This is a genomic window from Paenibacillus gorillae (assembly GCF_000513275.1).
Taxonomy (GTDB): domain Bacteria; phylum Bacillota; class Bacilli; order Paenibacillales; family Paenibacillaceae; genus Pristimantibacillus; species Pristimantibacillus gorillae.
The window spans coordinates 1-22,751 of sequence record NZ_CBVJ010000113.1 but is presented as its reverse complement, the minus strand read 5'-3'; the positions used below and the strand labels follow the sequence as shown (position 1 = coordinate 22,751).

The window sequence follows — 22,751 nt, the reverse complement described above, 5'->3', positions numbered from 1 at the left end:
AGAGAATGCTCCCTACGTTGGAAATATCCAACGTAGATGCGGGAAAGCAGCAAAGAATGCACCTAACGTTGGAAATATCCAACGTAGAGGAGTTAAACTAGCAGAGAATAAGCCCTATGGGAGAAAGGGCAGGCTGATCCGCCTACAATGCTTCGAAAAGTCGAAATGGGCTGATATAAAATGCACATTTGCATTTTGATAGCAGGTTAGGGGCTTTTGAGGCTCAAAATAATATACTTTTTCATTTTGTTCCTCATAGAATGGTTAGGTTTGATATAGAGCTTAGTGGAATAGAGGCAGTTATGAGCGGAGGCGATCAGCCCGCGGGGATGCGGCAGGTGGAGACATCGTTCCGGCGTTCAATCAGAGGGTTGCTGCTTTCAACTAAGAGCCGGAACAGCAAAAAGCACCAGAACGAAAGCAAACGCGGCTGATAGGAGCCTTGCTTACTGTTGTTCTGACGCTTTTTAGGTTGCTTGTTGGAAACCGAATTAGCTGACTTCCAAATAAAGCTTAGTACCATCATTGTATTGGAAAATGGCTACGTCTCTGACGACATCCACTTTAGAAATACGTTTCCACTTTTTGCGAAAATCGAAATTATACTCCATCTCTTTTAATTTATGATGAAGTTGTTCAACAGATGTAGTGGGTTCATTAGGAAAAAATACAGGAACGGATCGATTTTTGAAGGTTATGATTTTCATCATGACCGGTTGCACCTCCGATCGTTTTTTTCCATTTTACCGTTAAATATTTAGTAGGTTATGAAACGCCCGTAAGAATAATGTTTTGTTTGCTAACGAATTTCTAACAAGTTCGAATAATCAATAGCAGCAATAAATACTAAGTGTAGCGGATAAAAGCTTCGCCATATTACCCGAGGCACCCGTATACGGTCGATCGTGCTTAAAAAGACGGGCATGTATACGAGAAGCAACGTAGCTAATATGCTGAAAAGCTGTACCGTCCACCCCTTGTAAAACATAAAAACTAAATTAAGCGCAAAATGCAGCGGAGCCATCCACCGATCAGGCAAATAGCGATAGATGATGATGAGTACAGGAAGATAAGCACCGTAGCTGACAGGTACTAACTCGACGAGAAAGACTGTGGCAGCGGCGATAGCGATTTGCAGAGCATGCTTGTCTTTCAGCTTGTCCAGCGCCCATAACATTAGCAAGCAGATGAACAAGGTGCCGACCGTATTGATCTCCAGTGTTCGAAAAGTCAAGGAGTACGGGATTTGTGAAATGGCTGCAATGGCAAGCATTCGCCAAATGTAAAGATTCACGTTTCGTGTGCGCAAATAGCCGATCACAAGCGCATAGGCGTATAGCGGCAATGCCAATCTTCCGATCACGCGCCATGTCGAGTCATCGGGGAACCAGACGACACCGATATGATCAAGCAGCATCGTAACCATAGCAATAAATTGCACGGCTTCACCTCATCCATATGGGGATGCGGCTATTATAGCATAAGGGACAGACTGCGCCGAGCGGGAATTGCATGGTTGAAACCCGGGGCAACTGCTTGATTTTGCATGAGTTCCATTCACCACGCTCGGTGCTTCGGCCGTCTTCACTTGCTTGGGGACCGCCCTTTCTGTACGTCTTGAACGGTTCTCTCATAAAATATGAGCGGGAGCTCGAACCTATGCCGCGTCGCGCAAATAAGGAGCAAGCCGGGCTGGCGACGGCCACATCAAACCGTCACAAAATTGGCGGACAAAAGCATCCAGCCAATGCTTGACTAATCGCTTCAAAATTCGTATTATATAAAAATCACGCTGATGTAGCTCAGGGGTAGAGCAACGCACTCGTAATGCGTAGGCCGGGGGTTCAATTCCCTTCATCAGCATATTTATTAAATAACCGCGCGGGTTCCGTTTGAAACGGAATTCGCGCTTTTTTTGTTTTTTATCTGTCTTTTAAAACAGCTTATTCGTACACGAAAGGACCCATAGGAATGGGCCCTCTCGATACAGGTTAATTGGTTCAGTTAAGCTGCATATTCAAGCTTATATGCGATAGCGCCATGGATATTAGTAGCCTTTAGGGCCAACTCCAAGGCCGCCGACGTTGCCATACCCAGGGCCGCAGCCACCGCCAAAGCCGCCTACAAAACCACAGCTACAAGCAATAATCACGAGCAGGATGAACAAAACAAGGATTACGCCAGTGCTGTTAAAAGCACCACCAACGAAACCGGACATTTAAATGCACCTCCTTTACGTGTTAAGCACTCTGTAAGTTATGTGTGAAGAGGGGCAAGTGATTGGGTGTTTGTACGCAAGACAAAAAATCCGTGGCAACTATACCGATGCCTAACTATCAGGAAGGGCAGCACAGCGTTTACGGATAGACGGTTTTCCGCCCAAAGTAACATTATCTCTCACACACACACATTCCCGGTACTGCCGAAAGGACTCACGTACAGTGAACCTGCTTCGCAAATAGTGAATTAAAGTTCGTTGCACACGATCCGAATGGCGTCTGCCCGTGCTCCTGCTCTAGCTAACCTGCTTCGCAAAACAGCGAATCCAAGTTCGCTGCAAGCGGCCGGAATGATGGCCACTTTGGCTACAGCGAACTAAACTTCGTTTTTGGAGAACCTGGGTTCTCCGTTAGCGAAGTTCTCTTCGCTAATACTGGACCGTGGAACAAATACTCGTTTTTTGGGTAGAGATAGCGAATCGGTCTTCGCAAAATAGCGAGTCTGGTTCGTTTCTGATAAGCAGTGCAATGTTTTTTAGAAGTAGACAGTGCTGGATATGCGGTAAGGGTGAGCGGAGTGGTCCGAGTTCATGATGATTTTTTGAAGATTCTATTCATTTTTATCATCAATCATAGCGATGGAGGAAATGGAATCAAGAATAGCAGCATGAACCGAAACACGCAGTGATCCCGGCGTATGCGTATGGAACAAAGTTAATCCAGCATGAACCGAAATACGCAGTGTCCCGGTGTATGCATATGGAACAAAGTTAATCCAGCGTGACCGAAACGCCAGAATTTTTATAAGAGCGGCCCCAAACGGAGCCGCTCTTATAAAATTCTACTTAATAACCCCACAGGCGATCCGGTTGCCGGAATTGCCGGAAGGGTCGGTTTTGTAATCGTCGGCTTTCTCATGAATCACGAGCGCGGTGCCGCCTTCCTTCAATAAGGAGTTGGCAGCGTTTTTTGCCAGTGAGGCGTTCTTCGTGATAATTTCGGTTCCAACCTTGCCGTTGGCATCGACTTTTATGTTCGGCAAGTCGCCGTCATGAAACCCTTTAGGGTTGTCAAAGCCATGCTCCTTATTCGCAGGATTAAAGTGAGGACCGGCGGATTCAAATGTTGGGCCTTCACATTTCCCAACGTTGTGGAAGTGAATGCCATGCTCACCCTCCGGCAATCCGCTTGCCTGCAACAGAATGTGCAGTCCGTCGTTTTTTTCTTGGAGCAGCGCTGCTCCGACTGCCTCGCCTTTGCTGTTGACAATCGATACCTTTACTTCAGCAGCTGCTGCTGGCGGACTAGGGTTAGCGGGGGGTGGTTTTGGTTTGGCGGCCGCCGCTGTTCCTGCCAATGCTCCGTTCCACAAAGCACCCGCCGCGAGCAGGCTGATCATTCCGTAAGCCAGTTGTTTTCTCATCGGTTAATAAAGCCTCCTATCTGTTGTCGCCTTAGCTTTTGCCAACTTTATGAAAAACATACGAACGAAGACAGATCCTATCGATTGCAATCAACACACTTGAGTGACCTGCTCTTTTTGTACGGCTATGGCTGGTGATTGCCGTGCCGCCTACACTTCCCAAACCTCGTTTGCATAAACTGTGGCATCTGCCATAGGCGAAAATGGAGTATGGAGGCGAGCACAAATGCCGGTAATTCCGAATTTTCCAAGAGATTGGCTGCAAGAGCATCAGGTTTGGCATCATCAGCATCACGTAACACCGGGAACGATTCCGCCCCGGGGCTTCGGGGAGCAATTTCTGCGATTTCACCGCTATTTTATAAACAAGGTATATGGCTGGTATCAGAATCAAGGCTATGACATGCGCTATATCACGGGATGGACGGAAGTTCCCTCTGCCATTCGGAACGCGCCTTGCTATAATCGGGCTGCTGAAGCTCGGATAATCAACAATCCCCGTTCATTTGCCACGTTGGATGAGTTTGGTCGCTTTATTGAATCGAGCGGCATCCACGGCTGCATTCACGCAACCGCATCGCGAATCTACAATCAGCCTGAAATCGATAACTTTGATCTCGCTCCACGACAGACGGTGTTCTACAACATCCATGGCATGATCGATCAGTGGTATCGCAATTGGGAGACGGCCGCAGGTACGCTGGGACGTGGCGGAAAAGCTGTAATCAAGTCAGAGGAACTTGAGCCGGCAAAAAAAGACGGCCCGAAGGCCGTCAATGTTACGTACAAGCGCGGAGCGCGCGCATTATTTCGGCGTATCCCTCGCGGGGTACGAATTCGCCGGAGCGGACGGTTCGCTGTGCCGTCTGTTGAAGCCCGTCCGATAAGGAGTCAGCAACCTCGACGCCTTCGGCGGTCAATTCCGTCAGTTCTCCGTCGAACAGCCGGATCAGTTCTTCAAGGTCGGCTTCATAGACGCCGGCCACCTCTTCAGCTTGGAGCGTTAGCGAGGTCAGCGGCAAGTCGCATACGCAGCCGAAAACATCACTGACTTCACGGTCGATAAAAGGTACGCCATTCACTTCGCCGTCACCCTCTTCCCGAAGCTGGCCTATCGGAATTAACTCCTCGAAGGCGACAGAAATGCCGATCTCCTCTTCGATCTCGCGTACCGCATCACGCATCGTTTCGCCGGCCGACAAATGGCCGGCGACGGTGATGTCGTAATGACCGGGATGGGTGTCCTTGCCGGCCTGCCGCAGCTGAAAGCGGACGAATCGCCGCTCGCCTTCCCTGCGAGTCAGCCAGCAATGGAAGGAGCGGTGCCAGTACCCGCGAGCATGAGTCTCCGAGCGGGTAGCCGTGCCAATAGGGTTCAATTGCTCGTCATAAATATCGAATAATTCCTCTGCCATCATCTGCCCCGCTATACGCTTGCGCCGGCTGCCGGCACTTCAAGCTGTGATGTGCAATGCTTGCAGCGTGTCGCCTTGATCGGCACTTGGGACAAGCAGTAAGGGCACTCTTTCTCAGTAGGTGCCGCTTCGCCTTCTTCCTGAGCAGGCTTAAGCCGGCGCAGTACGTTAATGAATTTTACAAGAAAGAAAATACATACGGATACGATAAAGAAGTCCAGCAGTACGTTAATGAACTGACCATAAGCGATAACCGGAATGCCGTTGTCGGTCATGTACTTAAGGGAATGAAGCTGATCTTTGGCAGCTCCAAGCCGTTCTGCTTTATCAGGGTCCAGATTAATAAACAGACCTTTAAAATCCGCGCCTCCAAGAATCCGTCCGATTGGCGGCATAATGATATCGTTGACGAGTGACGTTACGATTTTACCGAATGCGGCGCCGATAATGACACCGACAGCCAGATCGATTACGTTGCCTTTGACGGCAAACTCCTTAAATTCCTGAATGATCTTCATAGTACGATCGCTCTCCTTTAAATCTAGTATACCCTTATTATTCGTAAACTACTCTATCATTTTAGTCGATTTCCGCTAGATTCGGAAGTACAGACCATTTGACATGATGTACATTAATTTTGTTTTTTCTTCCAAAAAAGCCGACAGGATTTTTTTCAGCATTGTCGAATTTTCTAGTGACAGCCACAATAATGGAAAACAAGGGAGCCGTATGAATCACGATCCTATGATAGGTAAATTCTACTATATGCTATTATCGCTGCTCATCGTTGTATTTGCTTGTTATACAATGTTCAGCATGGTGGGGCAGCCGCGTACGAAGCAGAGATTTTCGCTTAAAAACTGGATTGTTGGCGGATCTCTAGTACTCGGTCTTGGACTCTGGACGATGCATGTCGTATCGATGCTGGGCTCCGATTACCTTATCGTATTGGATATGAAAATGCTGTATGCGCTGATAGGCTGCTCTGCGCTTACTTATTTCGGCATCATGAATCTATGGTCGAAATGTGCGCTTAACATCCGGCTCATAACGAGCAGTATTTATATATCGGTCGGGGCTGCTGCACTGCATTATGTGACGATGCTCTCCGGCGACATACGGAACTGTGAAGTGGACTATCCGCTGCTGATTTTCTCCTTTGTTATTATTTATTCCGGCACGATCTTTTCACTCTACTTATTCATGCTCAAACGGCAAACCTATAAAATGATCAGCAGCGCTGTGCTTGGCTCTTCCGCTATGGCGATGCACCAAGTCGGCTTGATTGCTTTGAAAATCGAGCATGCCGATGTAGTTACGACCGATCGCTTGAACAATTATTTGCTGCTGCTCGCTTTTTTGCTAGGTATCGCAACGCTTCTGATCTTTAGCTTCACCTTCACAACCTGGTATGCGGCACGCAAATACAACGTGATGAATGCGCAATACAAGATGCTGGTGGAGAACTCGCTTGATATGATTGCTATGATTAAAAACAATAAGTGGACGTTTATTAATAAAGCCGGCCTGCGCATGTTTGAAGTGAAGCAGGCAGATGAAATGATCGGCAAGCCGGTCCGGCAATTACTTCATGTGAAGCATCACGAGCAGCTTAGCCGCTGGCTTCATGAGGAAAGCGAGCCTAATGACGTTCAGCAAAAGCCGATGGAACTGGAGTGGCAGACCGTGAGGGGAACTCAGCTCTATACGGAGGTTGTGCGATCCAACATGAGCCTGTCGGGGGAGCCGATTGTTCAAGTTATCATTAGAGATATTTCCGAGCGGAAGAAAAATGAAGAGCTGTTGATCAACTCCGAGAAGCTCTATATCGCCGGCCAGCTTGCTGCTGGAATCGCGCATGAAGTCCGCAATCCGCTCACCTCGTTAAAAGGTTTCCTGCAGTTAATTACGACAGGGCGGGCCGATAACCGGAACTATTACGACATCATGAAATCGGAGCTCGTACGAATCGAAGCGATCGTGAGCGAGCTATTAATGCTGTCCAAGCCCCAAGTATATGATCTTGCGGAGCAGGATGTCCGTAAAATGCTTTCCGAGACCGTAGCGCTGCTAGAGACTGAAGCTATTCTGCACAATATTGAAATGGTACTGCAGATGGATCAACAGCCGCTATGGGTAATGGGTGTGGAAAATCAAATTAAGCAAGTTTTTATTAATGTCATAAAGAATGCGATAGAAGTAATGCCGCATGGCGGCCGGATTACGATCATGGCTGGTTTGGAGGAGGGGCACACCGTAAAGGTATCCATTCAGGATGAAGGACCGGGGATGGAGAAGGAGCAGCTGTCGAAGATCGGCCAGCCCTTTTACACGACCAAAGAGAAAGGGACGGGTCTTGGCATGATGGTTACTTACAAAATCGTGGATAACCACCGCGGCCAAATTAACGCCTATAGCCAGACTGGAGAAGGAACGACCTTTTATATTCGTTTTCCAAGCTCCCGGGCACAGCCGATTTTGCCTGCAATTTCATAGCGCAAGATTAAGCCTTAGGCACGGACAAGACTGCGGCGCTTAAATGTGGCATAATAAGAAGCACAATCAATGGCTGGTAGAGGAGAAGGACGTATGACGATTGGAGCGCGGGTGCTTAAGACAGGAATGGCTGTTGCACTGGCGATATATTTAAGCAGTTTCTTTGGTTTTCCGTCGCCGCTCATTACGGCGGTCGCTGCTATATTGACGATTCAGCCGTCGATATACCGTTCATGGCAGCAGGTGCTGGATCAGTTCCAGACCAACATTCTTGGGGCTGCGATGGCGCTCGGTGCGATGCAGCTATTCGGCCAAACGCCGATTGCTGTAGGACTTGTATGCATACTTGTTATATTAGTGAGCATACGGCTGAAGATGGAGACGACGATTGGCGTTACGCTCGTCACTGTAGTTGCCATTATGGAAGCGCATGGGCAAAATATTACCGTCGCGCTAGACCGTTTCCTGATGGTGCTGACCGGAATTGGGGCAGCATTCACGGTTAACGTTCTGGTGTTCCCGCCGAGACCGAGAAAGCAGTTCACGGAGCAGGTGCATCATGCGTATGGCCAGCTGTCGCTGCTGCTTCGCACAGCGATCTCCAATGAGATGAAGGAGCAAGTATACCGTAAGGAGAAGGAAGCGCTGCATGCTACGCTGCGCAAGCTTGAAGACCGGTATACTCTGTTCGAAGAGGAACGGAAGGTGCTGGCCCGCACGAAAAAAAGCCATGCCCGGCAGTTGCTCGTATCCAAGCAGATGATTAAGACGCTGCAAAAGGGCTCCGAGCTGCTTGATGTCGTGGAGGAACATTATTTTGCCTCGCCTGGTGCTGAGCAATGGGCGCAGCAATTTGACCGTCAGATCGAGGATCTGACCAAATATCATGAATCGATTTTGCTCAAATTCGAGAATAAAATGAAGCCTCATGCCGACATAGAGCCGGAAGAGGATCGTGAATTAAAGCTGGTCAAGGAGTTGACCGATTATTTGCAGGAAGATCCGGACGAGCACAAGCGTCTCGTCTTCGTGGCTTCGGGGCTGTTCGAATACGCCTACCATTTACGCCGGCTGGAGAAGCTAGTCGACCAGGTGCAGCAGCGGGGAGCGGCTGAGGGAAGCCGGCAAGAGAAGGAAGAACCGACTGAGAGCCTGGCAGACAAGTCAGCCAACGGATAGGTTGTAGGCGGCCGGTTGTTTCGGGGTACAGAGTGAGTACGTACGGAGTATAAAAGAGAAGGGAAACGGGCTGTCTCCGTTTGGTTGATGTTCAACCGAACAAGGGACAGCCCGTTTGCTGTTAGTTATCTGATTTATTGCTGCCTTTATGGCGGCGGGGATGCTGCATATGAGCCTCGGGATCGTTGTCGTCATCCTTCGGAATAAGCCGTGGATCGGTTCGTCCTTCGTGGTGATTGTCGAAGTCAAGCTCGACAAGCTCCCATTCCGTCGAACCGAGCTGAGGGTCCTTCGGAAATACGTCGCCGCGCTCGAGCTTCTCGACGCGGCCCCACTCGTTTTCGTAGACGCCGTCTACGTCGACATTTTCGCCAGAGATGGGGTCCATATCGTTTTGCCGATGGTTATTATCATGATCGTTCATCGTACTCGTCCTTCCGTTGGCTTATTTTATTGTCCGTGCTTCGGTACCGCAGCCGTGTCGGCCTCGGACTGCAGCTCGCGTGCCTTCTGCTTTCCTGTGCCGGTGCGATCGGCTTTCGACTGGGCTTTAGCTGCCGCAATTTGTTTATGGGATGGCTGTTCACCTGACAATTGCGTCTCCTCCTTTCGGCTGAGGATGCTCCAACAGTTTGCCACAAAAGGAAGAATTGTATGAGCGCGAAGGGAAGGATGGAATGGTTGGTTGGTGCATGGGTAAGCGAGATGGGGGATGGAACGGGACATGAAGGAGTATTATTGCACGGGCGGGTAAGGAAGGTTAAGTGGGTAAGGAAAGTTAAAGCACTCCGAGGGTCTTAAAGCGGCAAACGGCAGGCGCAGAAGTACGATTAAGACCCTGAAAAGCCCTTAACATCGGAAAACCAGCAAAAAGCAGTACGTTTCCGGCATGGCGGGAGGGTCTTAAGGTCTTTTGGGGGTGTTAACGCAGTATAGGGAGGATAAGAAAGCATCGATAAGGCCCTTTGAGGGTCTTAACTAGAGCTGCTTAGGCAGCGGGACGGGTGAGCGCCACGGTGGCGGCAGGTGAATGGGGTTAGTGCCAAGGCGTGGGAGATGAATAGCCAAAGTAGCGGGAAAGCGAAATGCAGGACAGAAGAAAAAGCCGACCCGACATACCCCGTTGTAGACAGTAGTTGCTGGCAGCAAACGCGCCGTCACTGTGGTTACTGCAAACGCACCCGTCACAGGGGCTACAGCAAGCGCAGCCCGCAGGACGGGCAGTCGGTGTTCTGCTCTGTGACGGTTTCGCCGCAAGCGGGGCATTGCTCTGTGAATGGCTGCGCTGAGGCGGCAGCCGCCGCTTCGGCATTACCCGGCTGCTCGCCCGCGCCTGGGCGAAGGAAGGCTGGCGTGCCGAACAGCGACTCCACCATTTCCTTCCACTCCTTGTATTTGTCCGAATCGTCCGTGGAGATACGGATGAAGAAGAACATAGCGCCGAGCAGCAGAGCTGCGAAGAGCAGGACGATTAACGTGGCTCCGATATTGAACATAGCGGCTAAAGCCCCTCTCCGATGTTATCAGCTAATTTGATAGCGGGCTTCAAGCCGTTTTCCGCCGAACCACATGACCAGAATAACGGCGATAGTCACGAAGATGCGCCAAGGCTCCTGGCGGAAGCTGCTAATATCGAAGCTAATCAGCGAGATGCTAAGAATCATAACCGCCTTGCCAAGCACGGTAGCGATGGCAAAGGTGCGGAATGGGACGGAGCTTAGGCCCGACACGATGTTGATAAGCGAGGATGGGGAGAAAGGAAAGCATGCAAGCAAGAAGAGAGGCGTAAACCCCCTGCTTTCGATCCATTTGAAAAACTTCTCTGAACGCGGAAACCGCCGTTCGATACGCGCTTTGACATTATGGCCCAGACGGCGGCTAATCCAGAATACGCAGAGCGCTCCAATCGATACGCCGATCCAGGAGAATAAGAAGCCGAACCATAACCCGAATATGTTGGCGTTGGCAGCCACGATAACGAGGAGCGGCAGAAACGGCAGGAATGCTTCCAGCAGCGGCAGCGTAATTCCGAGCAGCGGGCCAAATTCCGCATAGCTTTCCAGCGTGCGCTGAAGATGCTCCAGATCGATATTTTGGAGAAGGTGCAGCCAGTTTTGAATCATTGTCATGAACTCGTAATCCCCACTCTTTCCCTATCCTTACGGGAGCTCCTTGTGTTTATCCCGATGCTCGTCCGCTCAATGCTCTCGTCGGGAGAAATAAATAGAACAATCCGATTAATCCGAACAGAATCGCGCTAATCCACACTACTGAGGGCTCTCCATAAGCGGTAGCGATAAATCCTCCGGCCAGAGGGCCGACCATCACGCCAATGCCTTCAAAGGTGGATAAAATGCCCCAGCCCAGTCCTTCCTGCTTCGGAGGCACGTAAGCGGCCAGCAAAGCGTTCCAGGCAGGCAGGACGGCGGCATAGGATAAGCCCAGCGCCATTGCGATGATTAAACAATACCAGAATGGAAGCTTCCATGCCAATAAATATAAACTGACGGCGAAAAAAATAAAGCCGACGACAAGAAATCCCTTTTTGCCCCCCAGCTTGTCCGTTAAACGGCCCATCGGAATCAGGCCTGCGGCGGCACATATTCCTCCAAGCGTAAGGAGCAAGGAATATTGCGTGCCGGGGATGCCGAGATGCTTCTCTGCAAAGCTCGGCAGGATCGGAACGAGCATGCTGGCGCCTGCGGTTTGCAGAATCATGCCGGGAAGCAGCAGCCGCATTTGCTTAAGCTGCGAGCCGAGTACCGCAAACTGATCGCGAAACGGTACCGGCTTCAGGTCGTTAGCGCGCTTCCCGCTCATGAAGAAGGAGAGTACCCAGCTGACGAATGCTAGGGCAAGCAACAGATAGTAGGTGGCAATCGCGTTATAGTCGAGCAAAATATTGCAGACGATCGGCCCGGAGCCCAGTCCGACGAACCAGATCGTATAGAGGAAGCCCATTTGCGTCGCCCGCTGCTCCTTCGTCACTTTGGTCAAGCAGACGATCCAGATCGGTGACATCCCGATGCCATATAGGGCCGCAGCAGCAATGAACACCCATGGAAGCTGGGCGAATTGGAACAGGAACACGCCAACCAGCGAGAGGAGCAGGCCGATCTGGACGACGAACCGGATGGAGAAGCGGTCGAGTAAATAACCGATCGCCATTTTCAGAATCGTGTCGGTCAAGTAATGGGCCGTAATGGCAACGCCGATAATATCGAGCGAGAGGCCGAGCGTTTTTTGCCCGTAGATGGGCAGCAAGCTTATTAGTACGGCGCCGCGGACAAACTCGACAATGAACAAAATAATCGAGATGAGCCGCAGCTCCGCTCCAAACCAAGGATTATTCGTTAATTTCACAGGCTATAAAACCCCTTTATCATTGAATTACACCGTTGAAAATAGCGATCTCCCCGACTGGATGCGGCTTAAAATGTCTCGTGCGATGCTCTCTGCCGCTGACTCCGTAAATTGCAGGGAATTTAAGCAAGCCTTGCTGCTGGAAAGCCGCTCCGGGTCATTAATGACGCTCAGCAGGCTCGAAATCAGCTGCTCGGGCTTCCGGCAGATGACAGCAGCTCCCTTCGATTGCAAATAGACGGCGTTTTGCTTCTCTTGGCCGGGTACGGGCCGGTAGATAAAGATAGGCAAGCCTGCCGCGATGCCTTCCGAGAGCGTCACACCTCCTGGCTTCGTCACGAGGCAGGTGGAGATCGACATTAGCTCATGAATTTGCTCCACGTAGCCGAACAGATGCAGACGGGAGCCGTGCGGATGCTGGGCAAAACGCCGCTCGACCGTGAGCCGCAGCCTTTCGTTGCGGCCGCAGACGAGCGCGATCTGAACCGACGGATGCTCGTGGAGCAGGCCTGAACACAGTTTCCCGATATGAGGCATGACGCCTTGTGCGCCTGCCATGAGCAGAATCGTCGGCCGGGCAGAGTCCAGCCCAAACTTGCGGAACAGCTCCAGATCCGGGGCGACATTCCGAAAGCCCGGTTTGAGCGGGATGCCGCTGACATGAACGCTGGTACTGCGAATGCCCAGCATGCCCAGCTCCTGCTTCAGGTCATCGGTTGCGACATAATAGCGCTCGATATCGGGGTGAACCCATCTCCGGTGCAGGTCGAAATCGGTAATGACTGCGTAGGACGGCGGGTTGCCGAATAAGAGCGAGCGCCGATTGAGCGATGGCAATGCAAATAAAGGGAACGTATGAATAACAGCATCGGGTTTTTCTTGCGCCATTATGCGTTTGATTTTGTCCCGGCCCAAAGAATGCAGCAATCCCCCGAATAAGGAGTCATGCTTCATGGGCCGTGTTACACCGTATACCCAGCCGTAGAGGGCGGGCAGTCGTGTATAGCTTTGCTGATAAAACTTGCGGGTCATTTCGTTGAGCCAGGGGTGAGACTCTGCCATCAGATCGATGAGCACGGTCCGGTAATTGCCTTGCTCCTCCAGCGCGTCTCGAATGGCGCGGGCGGCTTGCACATGTCCTTCTCCATAAGATGCATACAAAATGAGCAGTTTGGGCTGACGGAAATAATCATGCTTAGCCATGGAATGGTGCACCTCCTGCCGCAAGTATAGCGGGCAATTGTCATGCCATTGTGAACATAGTTTGGTACGTATTTATTATTTTTGTATAATGGGTATTGTATCCATACAATTTGCGAGGCAGAGGAGAATGATTCATGGAATATACGTACTTGGGACAGTCCGGACTTAGAGTAAGCCGTTTATGCTTGGGCACGATGAACTTCGGTGTCGATACCGATGAGAAAGAATCGTTCCGCATTCTAGATGCGGCTCTTGATGCCGGCATTAATTTCATTGATACTGCCAATATCTACGGCTGGGGAGAAAATTCCGGCCGCACCGAAGAAATTATCGGGCGCTGGTTCAAGCAAGGCGGAGGCCGCCGAGAGCGCACAGTGCTCGCTACCAAAGTATACGGCGACATGCATGATACTTATGACGGTCCAAATCGTGAACAAGGCCTGTCGGCTTATAAAATCCGCCGCCATCTCGAAGGCTCATTGAAGCGTCTGCAAACCGACCACATTGAGCTGTATCAAATGCACCACGTTGACCGCAATGTCAATTGGCGCGAGCTTTGGTCAGCATTCGAGACGGCGGTTGCTCAGGGGAAGATCGGTTATGTAGGCTCCAGCAACTTTGCGGGCTGGGATATTGCGGTAGCGCAAGGGGAAGCAAAAGCGAGAGGGCATCTGGGTCTGATCTCCGAGCAGCATAAATACAACCTGCTATGCCGTTTGCCGGAGCTGGAAGTGCTGCCAGCTTCGAAAGCGCTGGGCTTGGGGGTTATTCCTTGGAGTCCGCTCGATGGCGGTCTGCTGGGCGGTAATCATCGCCGCGGCGATGCCGGGCGCAGAAGCGGGGACAACAAACGTCTGGAGAAGCACCGCGAGCAATTGGATGCTTACGGGAAGCTTTGTGATGAGCTTGGCGAACCGGAGGATCTGGTATCACTCGCATGGCTGCTTGCGAATCCGGCCGTTACGGCACCGATTATCGGAGTAAGAACGCTGGATCAATTCGAGCGCTCGCTGCGTGCAGTGGAAGTGAAGCTGGATGAGGCGACACTCGCCCGGATCGATGAGATTTTCCCGGGACCGGGCGGAGATGCGCCTAAAGCTTACGCTTGGTAAGAAATTAAACTTGGTAAGTAATTGACCAGGTTTAATGAATCAAATAAGCAGGTTGAACAGGACAGGGTCTTTGTTCAGCTCAACGAATTGAATACCTTTTTTCTGCATACGGCTGATTAGCGCGGCGTAGTCGTCGCGATGCTTCAGCTCGATGCCGACGAGGGAAGGGCCATTGTCCTTATTATGCTTTTTCGTATACTCGAAGCGGGTGATGTCATCATTCGGGCCAAGCACATCATCGAGAAATTCGCGCAGAGCGCCTGCGCGCTGCGGGAAGCTTAACATGAAGTAATGCTTGAGTCCTTCATAGATAAGCGAACGTTCCTTGATCTCCTGCATCCGGTCGACGTCATTGTTGCCGCCGCTGATGACACAGACGACGGTCTTGCCGGCAATCTGCTCGCGCAGCTGCTCTAATGCCGCAATAGGTACTGCGCCTGCGGGCTCAGCAACGATTGCATTCTCGTTGTACAGATCGAGCAGCGTCGTACAGATTTTGCCTTCGGGAACGGCGATGACATCGTCAAGCAGCTCGCGGCAGATCGCAAAGGTCATGTCGCCTACACGCTTGACCGCTGCTCCGTCGACGAACTTCTCGATCTGCTCCAGCGAGACGACTTCGCCTGCATCCAGCGACTCGCGCAGTGAAGGGGCGCCTTCCGGCTCTACTCCGATGACCTGTGTAGATGGAGATACGGCCTTCACATAGGAAGCGACGCCTGCTGCGAGACCGCCGCCTCCGACCGTCACGAGCACATAGTCGGGAACCGTCTCGGCAGCTTCCATCAGCTCTTGGCCGACAGTGCCGTTGCCGGCGATGATCTTGAGGTCGTCGAACGGATGGATAAAGGCCATTCCGCTGCGATTGCTTTCTGCGACTGCTTCGGCATAGGCGTCGTCAAAGGTGTCGCCAGTCAATATGACCTCGACGAAGCTGCCGCCGAAAAACGATACTTGATTCACCTTTTGCCGAGGTGTAGTGCTAGGCATATATATTTTGCCCGGAATGCCGAGCGTTTGGCAGGAGTAAGCGACGCCTTGGGCGTGGTTGCCGGCGCTGGCGCAAATGACGCCGAACGCTAGCTTTTCGGGAGCCAGAGAACGCATGGTATGATAGGCACCGCGAATTTTAAAAGAACGGACGATTTGCAGATCCTCCCGCTTGAGCAGTACGGTGCAGCCGTAGCGCTCTGAGAGCACACGGTTGTACTGGAGGGGAGTGCGGGTAATGACATCCTTCAAATGCATTTGCGCGTGAACGATTTCTTCTAATCCGATTTTTGGAGCATAGGAAGCTTCCATGTGCAATCACCTCTTCAATTATCAGTTGCTAACAACTACGAATGATTCATTATAGCATCCTCGTTCAGAACATGCAGTGTAAATCGATGGCTGCAGGGTCTGATGGTGGGAGAGTAAGGAGGCTTTATGGGGAAATTTTTCAAGCGGCTGCTGACGACGATTGTCATACTGGCCGTGCTGCTTGTGGGCGGCGGCCTGTGGCTGAAGTCTTACGTCGCTCCGCAGCAGGATTTGGATATGCGCTATGAGCCGATTGATCTTAAGGCAAAGGCGCTGGATATGGTAAAAAGGCTGTCGCCGGAGCTTGTCCTGACAGAAGCAGATGTCAACAATTTGCTGAAAATGCAAATGGGCAGCAATCAGGAGGATATCTATCCCGACATGAAGCTGAACGGTGCCGCTTTTGAGCTGAAGGACGAGCGTCTGCTGGCACATTTGAACGTGACCTACCGGGACAAGATTCCGGTTGGATTGCTTGTCACCTACAAGCTCGTATGGAAAGCGCCAAACGTTGTATTGGAGCCGATCGAGATGAGCGTGCGGGGTGTGAAACTGCCGCATGGCTCGATGGAGAAAATCGTCATTCCGCTTGGCTTGTCCGCGGATGATATTTTCGGCGTAGGTGACGTCCGTTTTGAATCGGACAAAGTCATGATCCGGCTGCAAGTGAAGTTATAACGGTATATGCAATAAGCAGGACGCTTCCGACGGCGAGTTGGGGCGTCCTTTTTGCGTGTATTACTGGTTTGCGGGTAGACTCTGAAAGTTACATCAGAAATCAACTTGCAGCGAACCCGATTCGCAAAACAACGAAGTAAAATTCGCTGTGTAAAGAGTAAAAGAGGCTGATTCGGCCTGCAGCGAACCTAATTTCGCTATCCGTGAACCTAGGTTCATGAGTAGCGAAGCTAGCTTCGCTCTGGCGAGGAGCATGCTCAAAAGCAGGCTCAAAATAAAGGATAAAGCGAAATGAAGTTCGCAAAATAGCGAACCAGGTTCGTTGCACGCAGTTTGGATGGAGAGGCCAAGGGTGCGAGCAAAAGAATTAAAGAAATAGTGAACTACTTTCGCTAATAGCGAAAATAAGTTCGCTGTGCGAGTGTGATTAGATCAAAAAAACCTGCAGCGAACCCGATTCGCAAAACAACGAAGTAAAGTTCGCTGTGTAAAGAGTAAAAGAGGCTGATTCGGCCTGCAGCGAACCTAATTTCGCTATCCGTGAACCTAGGTTCATGAGTAGCGAAGCTAGCTTCGCTTTGGCGAGGAGCGTGCTCAAAAGCAGGCTCAAAATAAAGGATAAAGCGAAATGAAGTTCGCAAAATAGCGAACCAGGTTCGTTGCACGCCGTTTGGAGGTAGCGAAGGGTGCAGGTAAAGGTAAAAAGCGAACCATTTTCTCTATTGGCGAAAGCAAGTTCGCTGCATTAGTGCGAATGGAGTAAATGAAAAGTATAGCGAACCTGGTTCGCAAAAAAACGAAGCCAAGTTCGCCATGGGCGAGTACAGAGGCTTAGCTACTAGCTGATTTGGTCCAATAAGAAACTATTTTTCTTTATTAAGAAATCAATTTCCGCGCTTATGAACTTTCTGACGTTAAACTCTAGAATCTTAAATTTATCGATCGAATAAGGAAAATAAGTGCCGAATAGCGTAATTGATTTCCCTGCGACGGAGTAAGGCTCGGATATTGATACTGTTCGGAGGAGGGGTATCAAGCAGACAGTAACAGTCCATTATTTAGTTCGACGGAGAGAAGCAGGGACCGTTGCAACTGAATGTCAAGAATGTAGTTGACACTTACAGTGAGAATGGTTATCATAAATACGAAAGTGATAATCATTATCAATTAAAATATTGGACTTACTTAATGCTGTACTAATTCATCTGCGGTTGTGACGACTCAATTGGTACGGTACGAATACAGTCGTAAAGTTGAACTCAATAATCTGGCACGAATGCAGTTGTAAAGTTGAGCTCTATAATCCGGTACGAGTACAGCCGTAAAATTTAACGCAATGATAATCTGGTTTGTTTCATTCAAATATAACGACGCTCGCGTTGTCACATAGATACAGGAGGAAGCGGAAATGGGATTATTGTACGAAATGGTTCTTAAAAAGAAACAATCGGCACTGCTCGCCGTGGCTTATAAACACATCAACAGTTCGGAGACGCAGTTCACAGCAGCGGAGAGAGGGTACTTGCAATCGTCTCAATCAGAGCCAGACCACAGGGATGGGGCAAGCTTGCAACGAGCGGAGCTGATTCAGTCATGAAGGAGCATTCCTACGATAAAAGTGAGCAGCTCGGCAGCACGGAGACCGGGCGGCCGTGGAACTGGATGCTGTTTCCGTTCTCATCAATTATGGCAGCAGGCGAATCGCTCTATGCGGCTTCCTCGGGCCATGGTATTTATGAAATTAGCGGTTCAGGCCAATGGGAGAAGCTGAGCGCAGGGATGCCGGAGCAGGCCAATACGAACCGGCTTCAGATGCATAGCGGACTTCTTCAAGCTTGTACAAACTATGGCTTGTTCCAGTTCGATAACGGCAAATGGTCAGATACCGGACTGGCAGTACCGTGCTATCAATACCGTCTGCTCGGCGGCACGGGATATGCCGCTACTGAGTATGGGCTATGGATACATACGAAGGACAGTTGGGAGCAATCCTCATGCACCGATAAGCGGGTCTATGATTTCCTTAACCTGCCTCAATATCTCATAGTCGGCCATGATCAGGGGATTTCACTTTATGACCGCTTTATGGACAGCTGGGCGCAGTTCGAGCTGAAGCGGGCGGTCACCAGTCTAAGTGTATTCCGGGGACATCTGCTAGGCGCAAGCGACAAGGGTGAGCTGCTAGTTGGCGATAAGAAAGGCCAATTTGACCGGATACGCTTCGGCAATCATTTTATTTTCGGCATTAAAAACTTCAATAAAGAAATATATGTATGCACGGATCACGGGCTGTTCCGGCTCGGTTACTTTAAAGAACGCCTTATGCTGATCTCAGTAAAGCTAGGCTTTCCGGTGACGGATGTCGATCTGCAGGGCGGCCAATTCTATATGGCGACGCTGTTCAACGGTATTCAGACAATGGACGCGCAGCCACAGCTATAAGTGTGAGGGGAGAGAGCCTGTTGCCGAAAATCATTGTGCTGTACACAAGCTTGACCGGGAATACGGAAGAAATGGCGGAGTCCGTCGCAGCAGGAGCGAAGGATGCCGGCGCGGAGGTCGTGGCGAAGGAAGCCTTCGACGCCTCGCCGGAGGAACTGCTGGCTTATGACGGCATCATCATTGGAGCGTATACTTGGGGCGATGGGGAGCTGCCGGATGAGTTTCTCGATTTTTACGAGGAGATGGACAGCTTGAATCTATCCGGGCGAAAAGCGGCAGCGTTTGGCTCCGGCGATTCGTCGTATCCGATCTTTTGCGCGTCGGTCGATATTATTGAAGAAAAGCTGAGGGAGCTTGGCGCTGAAATTGCTGCCGAAGGGCTCAAAGTAGAATACAGTCCGTCGGGGGAGGAAAAGGAAGCCTGCAAGGCGCTCGGACGGCAGGTAGCGGAAGCGATTAAAGGATAACTGAAATCGAAAATAAGGAAACCGCGTTTGGACGGACTAGCAACCGTTCCTAATGCGGTTTTTTCTATTTTAATAGAGGTTCCTAAGGTAATGGATGATAGAAATAAGAGGATTGTCGAGTCTTGTAGACAAATGGTGACGATTTATGTAACATGGCAGTAGATTTAAGATTGAAGCGTGAGATCGGGACTATTTTTCAGAGATGGAACAATCGCTAGAAACCCCGGAGTTTACAGCTATAGGGAGAGATCATCATTGCAAGAGGACTTGCTGTTAACCTTTCGTTCGCCGCCACTGCCATTTTTCATAGAATCGAATCGAAGAACCTACACCGCGGGGGAGGAGCATCCGAACCGGAGCAATATTGGCGTGTTCGACTTGCTCTTCGTACAGGAAGGCTCCCTGTATATCGCCGAGGAGAACAATAAATGGACGCTGAAGCCAGGCGACGTGCTCATTCTCCGTCCGGATCGCTGGCATTGCTCATTCAAGCCTTGTACGGAGGAGACGACGTTCGACTGGGTACATTTCCAGACGGTTGGCGCCTGGGAGGAAACCGAAGGAAGCCATACGGGCTCGCTAAGAGGCGATTATTACACCTATGCCATTCGTCTGCCGAAAAAAATGCATCTGTCCTTTCCGGACGAAGCGAAGCTGATCTTCTCTCAACTGCATGAGGCCGCGAGCAGCTCCTCGCACGGCGCTTTCTGGGAGCGTCAGCAGCGCTTTCTCCATCTGCTGCAAATGCTGGATGAAGGCTGGCGCTCAGATGCAGCCCGAGCAGGTGTATCGGTTGCGGAACGTGCCGCTGCTTATTTGAAAATGAATTACCGCAGCGTCATTACGAATACGATGCTCAGCGAGGCGCTTCAGCTGCATACGAATTATATAACCCGCTGCATGACCGAGGTATTCGGCTGCACACCGCAGCAATACCTGCTGTATTACCGTCTTGATCAGGCGAAGCTGCTGTTGATCAAGACAGATTGGACAATTGCGAAGATTGCGGAAGAGACGGGCTTCCGTCAGACACCGCATTTCTCACGGCTGTTCGCCGCACAGACGGGCATGCCGCCGCTGCGTTTCCGCAAACGTTTTACGAACTAACGAATAGCCCGGCCCATTTTATGCAAATACTTGAAACAGAGGAAAGCAGAAGGGGCTGGGCTAACATGATAGAACGGTATTCCATTACAGCGGATGTCGGCGATATGGTCGAGGCATTCCAAATTAAGAAGCTGCTTCATTGCTATACGAATCGGTTCAATATCGCGCCGACGCAAACGGTGTCCATCGTCATGAACGATAAGTGGGAGCAGCGTACGATGCATGACGCAAGATGGGGACTGTTCCCTTTCTGGGCCAAAGATTCAATCAACGCCGATACGGCGACGCTGTCGGATAAACGTTTCTTCGACCGGATGCTGCGCAGACAGCGCTGTGTCGTGCCGTGCAGCGGATTTTTTGGCTGGCAGCAGTTCGGCAGAGAGAAGGAGCCGCGGGCGATGCATATTGTTGTGCCGCAGCAGAGGCTGCTCGGCGTCGCAGGCTTCTATGACGAGTGGCGCAATTACAGCGGCGAGCTTGTGCGGGCTTTCACGATGCTGACCGCATCGTCTTCGGGTGCGATGTCGCAATGGCAGCCTCGCGTGCCGATCGTGCTCGACGAGGAAGGGCTGGAGGACTGGCTTAACCCGCGCGTACAGGATTACCGGTCACTGCGCAAGCATCTGGAGCCTTTGGAATCCTATCAGATGCGTGCTTATCCCGTTACGAATGCAATTGGAGACGAAGCGTATGAATCGCCGGATTGCATCCGGGAGATTCGTCCGGACTTCGCTTAACCACGGCAGTCTCATAGCGGGAATAGAAAAAGACAGTTTCGAGAAGAAGGCGTCAGTTCAGTGCCTTTATCGAAACTGTCTTTTTTGATTAGCTGCCGGAATTTGCGTTTTCGCTTGTGTAGAAGGCGTAAATTTTCCATGTGCCGCCGGTCATCTTTTTTAGCAAATAGACGCCTTCATTGGACTGTGTCTCTACGGACTGCTTATCTCCGTCGGTCATCGTAATTTTGTAGCTGCCGCCGGTCGATTCTACCGCCGCGAACCGGTCGGTTTTTTGCAATACGCGCAGCTTCTGAGCAGCGGCTTTTTCCATGCTGAGCCCGTAGCCCTGCTTGGTCCAGTTGACGACGTCTGAGGCGTAAGCATTGCTGATCGCCAAGTAATAGCCGGTGTAAAATTTCGCAAAAGCATCGTCAAGCTGATCGAATGCTTTGTCCTTGAAGATCTGCAATTCCTGTTCTTCCGAATTCAGAACGGGCTGCGTGAGGTCACTGTCCTGCGGCAAAGCGCCCTTTTGCAAATCCAATGCCCGCTGCAGCATGACGACGGCTTCGGCGCGTTTGGCATTGGTGAAGGGGCGGAACATAGAGGTGCTGCTGCCTTCAATAATGCCCGCTTGGCTCGCTTGCTGAATAAAGGGCCTTGCGAAATAGTTCGGTACATCCGAGAAGTCTATGACTTTGCCTTCGAAGGAAATCGTGGATTGAAAGGCTCGAACAACAAGTACAGTCATCTCACCCCGCGTAATGATCTGGTTAGGCCCAAATCGATTGTCGCCAACGCCATTGGCAATACCTAAAGCGGCTGCAATGCGTATCGGTTCTGCATACCAGCTGCCCGGCTGGACATCAGCAAAGGTGGTGCTGCTGTCCTCACTCTGCAAGTCCAGCACTCGTACTAGCATAGCCGAAAACTCGGCGCGCGTAATAGGAGCTTCTGGTTGAAGGGTTACGCTCCCTTTGAGATCGGTGTAGCCCTTCAATAGATCGGCGCTTACGAAGTTTTCTAATTGCGTGTTGGCCCAATGTCCTTCGATATCTGTGGGATTATACAAATCCAGGGGGTTGGCCTCAGCCGCATCGATGGACGTCAAATGGAGCGGAAAGAATAAAGCTAAAGCTAGAACAAAAGCTAGGAAAAGCGATTTCTTCATTGCGTGATACCTCTTTCTGTACAAGTAGTCCAATATTGACGTTACCAGAACAAAGTAGGCGGTTCTAGAGGGAATTGGTGGTATTGGACGGGGGAAGCAGGTGGAAAGGCGAAAAAGCAGCTCTGCAAGGCCGGGTTGAGCGGGCCTTACAGAGCTGCTTTTTCGTTGCGCGTTGAATCCCGTTTAGTATTAACGGGATGAAGGATTAGCGGCGTGAAGAATCGCACGTACGCTGTTCATTATAGTTAGGCACCGGGGCTGGCCAGCGTCCGCTGCAGCTCAGCGGTCAGCAGCGGGACGACCTCGAACAGATCTCCGACAACGCCGTAATCGGCAACGCCGAAAATGGGGGCGTCGGGGTCTTTGTTAATGGCGACGATGACGCGTGACTGGCTCATGCCAGCCAGATGCTGAATCGCGCCGCTGATGCCGCAGGCGATATAGAGCTGCGGCGT

The 22,751-nt window shown here is 50.9% G+C and carries 25 protein-coding genes and 1 tRNA gene; 11 read left to right on the top strand and 15 right to left on the bottom strand.

Features of this window, described 5'->3' with window-relative positions; translation table 11 throughout:
* Window positions 1-491 precede the first annotated feature (491 nt).
* Complete coding sequence (locus tag TY10_RS21750; RefSeq protein ID WP_042168206.1) at window positions 492-710, bottom strand: hypothetical protein; 219 nt, start codon at window positions 708-710, stop codon at window positions 492-494.
* A gap of 89 nt (window positions 711-799) precedes the next feature.
* Window positions 800-1,441, bottom strand: a complete 642-nt coding sequence (locus TY10_RS21745; RefSeq protein WP_042168203.1) for a TraX family protein — start codon at window positions 1,439-1,441, stop codon at window positions 800-802.
* A gap of 71 nt (window positions 1,442-1,512) precedes the next feature.
* Here TY10_RS21745 and TY10_RS21740 point away from each other — a divergent pair, with 71 nt between their 5' ends.
* Entirely contained in the window at window positions 1,513-1,755 is a 243-nt protein-coding gene (locus TY10_RS21740) for a hypothetical protein (protein ID WP_042168201.1), read from the top strand.
* 36 nt (window positions 1,756-1,791) lie between these two features.
* Window positions 1,792-1,863: transfer RNA gene (locus TY10_RS21735), tRNA-Thr, on the top strand.
* Between the two features lie 184 nt (window positions 1,864-2,047).
* Here the strand turns inward: TY10_RS21735 and TY10_RS31095 are convergent.
* From TY10_RS31095 to mscL, 4 genes are all read right to left on the bottom strand, one after another.
* Window positions 2,048-2,218: a hypothetical protein gene (locus tag TY10_RS31095; protein ID WP_202903215.1), complete on the bottom strand. Its 171-nt coding sequence runs from the start codon at window positions 2,216-2,218 to the stop codon at window positions 2,048-2,050.
* Window positions 2,219-3,060: 842 nt separating this feature from the next.
* Window positions 3,061-3,642, bottom strand: a complete 582-nt coding sequence (locus TY10_RS21730; protein ID WP_042168198.1) for a superoxide dismutase family protein — start codon at window positions 3,640-3,642, stop codon at window positions 3,061-3,063.
* Between the two features lie 779 nt (window positions 3,643-4,421).
* Window positions 4,422-5,057: an NUDIX hydrolase gene (locus tag TY10_RS21725; RefSeq protein WP_042168195.1), complete on the bottom strand. Its 636-nt coding sequence runs from the start codon at window positions 5,055-5,057 to the stop codon at window positions 4,422-4,424.
* Between the two features lie 11 nt (window positions 5,058-5,068).
* Window positions 5,069-5,575: a large conductance mechanosensitive channel protein MscL gene (gene mscL, locus TY10_RS21720; protein WP_042168193.1), complete on the bottom strand. Its 507-nt coding sequence runs from the start codon at window positions 5,573-5,575 to the stop codon at window positions 5,069-5,071.
* A gap of 211 nt (window positions 5,576-5,786) precedes the next feature.
* Between mscL and TY10_RS29130 the strand changes: the two genes are divergently transcribed.
* Entirely contained in the window at window positions 5,787-7,553 is a 1,767-nt protein-coding gene (locus TY10_RS29130) for an ATP-binding protein (RefSeq protein WP_162160661.1), read from the top strand.
* A gap of 93 nt (window positions 7,554-7,646) precedes the next feature.
* Window positions 7,647-8,732, top strand: coding sequence for an FUSC family protein (locus TY10_RS21710; protein WP_042168190.1), 1,086 nt, complete (start codon window positions 7,647-7,649; stop codon window positions 8,730-8,732).
* A gap of 121 nt (window positions 8,733-8,853) precedes the next feature.
* Here TY10_RS21710 and TY10_RS21705 read toward each other — a convergent pair whose 3' ends face one another.
* The 6 genes from TY10_RS21705 to TY10_RS21685 form a co-directional block, all read right to left on the bottom strand.
* Complete coding sequence (locus TY10_RS21705; protein ID WP_042168186.1) at window positions 8,854-9,156, bottom strand: hypothetical protein; 303 nt, start codon at window positions 9,154-9,156, stop codon at window positions 8,854-8,856.
* A gap of 26 nt (window positions 9,157-9,182) precedes the next feature.
* Entirely contained in the window at window positions 9,183-9,326 is a 144-nt protein-coding gene (locus TY10_RS31090) for a hypothetical protein (protein ID WP_202903214.1), read from the bottom strand.
* 599 nt (window positions 9,327-9,925) lie between these two features.
* Complete coding sequence (locus tag TY10_RS21700; protein WP_042168184.1) at window positions 9,926-10,228, bottom strand: zinc ribbon domain-containing protein; 303 nt, start codon at window positions 10,226-10,228, stop codon at window positions 9,926-9,928.
* A 27-nt stretch (window positions 10,229-10,255) separates the two neighbouring features.
* Window positions 10,256-10,861 carry a TVP38/TMEM64 family protein gene (locus TY10_RS21695; protein ID WP_042168182.1) on the bottom strand — a complete coding sequence of 202 codons (606 nt, stop codon included), beginning with the start codon at window positions 10,859-10,861 and terminating at the stop codon, window positions 10,256-10,258.
* 49 nt (window positions 10,862-10,910) lie between these two features.
* Window positions 10,911-12,095 (bottom strand): MFS transporter, encoded by a 1,185-nt coding sequence (locus TY10_RS21690; RefSeq protein ID WP_042168179.1) that lies wholly within the window; start codon window positions 12,093-12,095, stop codon window positions 10,911-10,913.
* Between the two features lie 27 nt (window positions 12,096-12,122).
* Complete coding sequence (locus tag TY10_RS21685; protein ID WP_042168178.1) at window positions 12,123-13,298, bottom strand: MGDG synthase family glycosyltransferase; 1,176 nt, start codon at window positions 13,296-13,298, stop codon at window positions 12,123-12,125.
* Between the two features lie 134 nt (window positions 13,299-13,432).
* On the opposite strand from TY10_RS21685, the gene TY10_RS21680 reads away from it, so the two are divergent.
* Window positions 13,433-14,410 carry an aldo/keto reductase gene (locus tag TY10_RS21680; RefSeq protein ID WP_042168175.1) on the top strand — a complete coding sequence of 326 codons (978 nt, stop codon included), beginning with the start codon at window positions 13,433-13,435 and terminating at the stop codon, window positions 14,408-14,410.
* Between the two features lie 39 nt (window positions 14,411-14,449).
* Here the strand turns inward: TY10_RS21680 and ilvA are convergent, their stop codons facing one another.
* A complete protein-coding gene (gene ilvA, locus TY10_RS21675) occupies window positions 14,450-15,712 on the bottom strand; it encodes a threonine ammonia-lyase IlvA (protein WP_042168173.1) in 1,263 nt (420 codons plus the stop codon).
* A 126-nt stretch (window positions 15,713-15,838) separates the two neighbouring features.
* Between ilvA and TY10_RS21670 the strand changes: the two genes are divergently transcribed.
* The 6 genes from TY10_RS21670 (at window position 15,839) to TY10_RS21645 (ending at window position 21,143) form a co-directional block, all read left to right on the top strand.
* Window positions 15,839-16,390, top strand: a complete 552-nt coding sequence (locus TY10_RS21670) for a hypothetical protein (RefSeq protein WP_042168170.1) — start codon at window positions 15,839-15,841, stop codon at window positions 16,388-16,390.
* A 1,408-nt stretch (window positions 16,391-17,798) separates the two neighbouring features.
* Window positions 17,799-17,987, top strand: a complete 189-nt coding sequence (locus TY10_RS21665; RefSeq protein WP_042168167.1) for a hypothetical protein — start codon at window positions 17,799-17,801, stop codon at window positions 17,985-17,987.
* The gene (locus TY10_RS21660; RefSeq protein WP_042168165.1) at window positions 17,984-18,832 is read left to right on the top strand and encodes a hypothetical protein; all 849 of its coding nucleotides are present in this window, start codon (window positions 17,984-17,986) and stop codon (window positions 18,830-18,832) included. Before TY10_RS21665 ends, TY10_RS21660 begins: the two co-directional genes overlap by 4 nt.
* A 20-nt stretch (window positions 18,833-18,852) precedes the next feature.
* A complete protein-coding gene (locus TY10_RS21655; protein WP_042168162.1) occupies window positions 18,853-19,299 on the top strand; it encodes a flavodoxin in 447 nt (148 codons plus the stop codon).
* A 255-nt stretch (window positions 19,300-19,554) separates the two neighbouring features.
* Window positions 19,555-20,406 carry an AraC family transcriptional regulator gene (locus TY10_RS21650; RefSeq protein ID WP_042168160.1) on the top strand — a complete coding sequence of 284 codons (852 nt, stop codon included), beginning with the start codon at window positions 19,555-19,557 and terminating at the stop codon, window positions 20,404-20,406.
* A 65-nt stretch (window positions 20,407-20,471) separates the two neighbouring features.
* Window positions 20,472-21,143 carry an SOS response-associated peptidase gene (locus TY10_RS21645; RefSeq protein WP_042168157.1) on the top strand — a complete coding sequence of 224 codons (672 nt, stop codon included), beginning with the start codon at window positions 20,472-20,474 and terminating at the stop codon, window positions 21,141-21,143.
* Window positions 21,144-21,231: 88 nt separating this feature from the next.
* On the opposite strand, the gene TY10_RS21640 is transcribed toward TY10_RS21645, so the two are convergent.
* The gene (locus TY10_RS21640; RefSeq protein ID WP_042168154.1) at window positions 21,232-22,296 is read right to left on the bottom strand and encodes an S-layer homology domain-containing protein; all 1,065 of its coding nucleotides are present in this window, start codon (window positions 22,294-22,296) and stop codon (window positions 21,232-21,234) included.
* Window positions 22,297-22,541: 245 nt separating this feature from the next.
* On the bottom strand, window positions 22,542-22,751 hold a 210-nt coding region (locus TY10_RS21635; protein WP_042168151.1), incomplete at its 5' end, for an electron transfer flavoprotein subunit alpha/FixB family protein.